Annotated in this window: 2 protein-coding genes and 1 pseudogene; all 3 read right to left on the bottom strand. The window is 32.1% G+C overall.

Going from position 1 to position 3,055, the window contains the following annotated elements; translation table 11 throughout:
- The coding region (locus tag ACOVO2_RS04510; protein ID WP_421768816.1) for a hypothetical protein at nucleotides 1–500 on the bottom strand (500 nt) is incomplete at its 3' end.
- 87 nt (nucleotides 501–587) lie between these two features.
- Complete coding sequence (locus ACOVO2_RS04515; protein ID WP_421768817.1) at nucleotides 588–2,549, bottom strand: hypothetical protein; 1,962 nt, start codon at nucleotides 2,547–2,549, stop codon at nucleotides 588–590.
- A gap of 33 nt (nucleotides 2,550–2,582) precedes the next feature.
- Nucleotides 2,583–2,990, bottom strand: a pseudogene (locus ACOVO2_RS04520) (M56 family metallopeptidase); the annotation flags it as partial.
- Between the last annotated feature and the right edge of the window lie 65 nt (nucleotides 2,991–3,055).

The raw sequence follows: 3,055 nt of genomic DNA on the forward strand, positions 1-3,055 counted from the left end.
TTGTTATCAACTAAATATAGAATTTTTTCGGCGTTTCTTAAAGTAGCTGAAATAGCAACACCTTCGCCATTAGTAGAAGTTCTCAGGGGCTTATTGACCGTTACTTTCTCAATTTCTTCACCTTTATCATTAAGGAATTTTCTTCTCTCGAAAAAGCCCTCAATTGGTTCAAGTGTATAGTATGTTTTGCGTTTGGCAGTTGCTTTAAATGCGGTTTTATTATTAGGTAAAATGATTTTTAAATCAGCATTCAAAAACCTTAGTTTCATAAAAAAAACATCAATACCAAAGCCGTAATCTTTGTAAGCAGTTAGTAATTTGCCATCTGCAAAAATCTTGGCAGTTTTGGGCAAAGAAAGCCATTCTCTTGGAGGTTCGTTGGTATCAACAACACTGAATAACGCTACATCTATTATATCAGTTGGCTTATCTTCTGTTTGCTGTGCAGAAGCTGAAAACACAGAAATAATCAACAGCAAAAAATACAAAGCGTGTTTCATTTTTAGTCGGTTTTAGTATAATATAAAAACGCTTTGTATTTCTGTTTGTTGTGTTACATTTAAAATGTAGTTCTGAGAACTTTTATCTTAATTTCGTTTAGTTTTCAAGTTAAAAATCATATCAGCACTTTTAACTTCTTTTGGATATTTTTCTTCGATTATCTCATTTTTATAGCCATCGTGAAATAAGTCACCATTATAATTATTAACATCGTCCTCGCTCACCAATACGTTATCAATAAAGAATATTGCCTTTTTACCTACGTCGGTTCTCATTGAAATTTTATCAAAACCAGTTTTTGTATCAATTATACTTACTTTTTCAGTTATTCTGCCATTTAAGTCTTTTAATAAAACTCTCTTTACTCTGCTTTTGGTTGGAAGCATTAGATTTTTTATATTTTCGAGGACAATTTGGTATTCTTTTTCATTTTTTAATAAGAAATCAACGTTCTTTTTGGTGCTTATTCTTACAATTCCGTCTTTAGCTTTTTCACCATATTTGTCAACTAATTTCTCTCCATTTGTTCTTGGTATTACCATAGAGACAACGGCATCTGGATTTATCCGATATAATATACTCGAAGGGTATTCTTCACCATTAATGAAAACTAAAGGGTTCTTCCCAAGTTTATTGGTTTCTAAAATCGTGCGGAGTGTATCTTGATTTTTAGCAACTTTTGAAAATGGGGTAGGTATTTTGGGCAACTTTGATGTAAGCTGAGGAATAATTGTCCTCTCTCTACTCGCTGCAAATATTGGAAGCGTTTTTATCTTATTGAAAATTGGATATGTGTTTTCTTCCAATTTTGTGAGATTTGGGTATAAGTAATAGCTACCAGGCCCACCAATGTTAGCAACAACTATTCTTATACCAACTTTCGATTTCTCATATTTTTGGTTTAAATAAGCATATTTATCCTTAATTATATAGTCTTGTCCTTCAATTAATAATTTATTGCCTGAGTATATGGCAACACTATCAATTCGTGAGAAATTTAGATTGAAATCTATTTTGTGAGTGAAATTATTTAGATTTTGTTGTGTGACATTACTTACCACTTTTAAAATCTCAAACTTATCTGATTTTTTTATGCCTTCAAGCCACCGATTGTCAATAAAAACCTTAGTCTCTTTAGTAATTTTATTAGCCTCAATAATAATTGTCTCGTCCCAACGATTTGGTGCCGATTGACTGTTTATTCTCTTTATTAAATGCCTCAAATCATCTAAAATTATTTGTTGTTTGTTTGTTTCTTTTCCATTTTCTAACTGAATTTCGACTGATAAAAGATTATTGGTTTTATCAAAAACAGGCTTATTAGCTTTTAAGATGAAGCCATCTTTAGCAAAATAAGCTTTTACTTTCTCAAAAGTTGCAAGGTTCAGTTTATCAGGCGAAACTTTATAGGTGATTTTTTTTCTTGATATATTTAAATCAGATGTTTTACCAATTAAAACACCCATCTCTTTTTCTCCCCAGTTGATGGTTAAGTCTCCCGTAGCTTGCCTAAAAGTGATATTTGATTCCTTGAAATTTTTATCATATGCTTCAATGAAAACGTATGCTCCAGATTTACCTTTTTCTCGTAATTCATTCATATCAAATGACTCAGCTTTAGTTCTTTGTTTACTGATAAGGTGTTTTATAGCTAAACCTAATCTGGTTAGATTACCGTTTTTGTCAATTTCAGATTCTGTAATTATTAATTCTAAAGAACGCCTTTTGATGTATTTGTTGACTTGCTTTATTGTATTGATAGTGAGAGAGTTAGGATTGACCAAATAATGGAAGCCATTATAGTTTTTGGTAGTGAGTTCATTGAGTGAAATATCTTTTTCAGTGAATCGAGGTTTATTGAACTTATCTGTCCAAGAAGCATAATTAGCTTTATCATTTATGATTAACGGATATTCTTTCACTTCAACAGATTTTATTTCTTGAGAATCATTTTTCGCCCGATAAACTGTCACCACTTTCTCCTCAGCAAATGCCATAACTCCGATTACAATAATCGGCAATGATAAAAAATACAGTAGCTTTTTCATGTTTTTTGTTGGTGTTTTAAATAAAAACTGGATTCGTTCTGATAGCGGTTTTGTACTAAACTGATTGATAATCATGGCGTTAGGGGCAACGCCGAGCTTCAATAATAAATGTGCGTATTCTCGGCCATCATAAGTGGACGACATGAGGGCATCAACCTCGTATTCGTGGATTTGTTTGAGAGATTTTTGATAGAAATAAACAATCGGATTAAACCAAAAAACGGCTTTCAAAATGCTTGAAATCAGCAAATCGAGCGTGTGTAAACGTTGTGCATGAAAACCCTCGTGGGCAATGATTAAGGCTTCTTCGTGTGAATTTAGGTTATCGGGGTTTAGAAAAACATAATTAAAAAAAGATGAGTTACTTTGACTTTTCGTAAGTAAAATCTTTAGTTTTCGGTGGCTTTGGTGGCTTCGGCGTTGCGCAGCCACCAAAGCCACCCAGGCACATTTAATACTATAAAAAATTTTTAGAAGGTTCTTTATAAATATAATTAAAATAGCTA

Source organism: Emticicia sp. (assembly GCF_049241225.1).
Classification (GTDB): domain Bacteria; phylum Bacteroidota; class Bacteroidia; order Cytophagales; family Spirosomataceae; genus Emticicia.

What these genes read in the sequence shown, in the direction of transcription:
- ACOVO2_RS04515 (WP_421768817.1), bottom strand. Translation starts at nt 2,549, where the DNA reads ATGAAAAAGCTACTGTATTTTTTATCATTGCCGATTATTGTAATCGGA.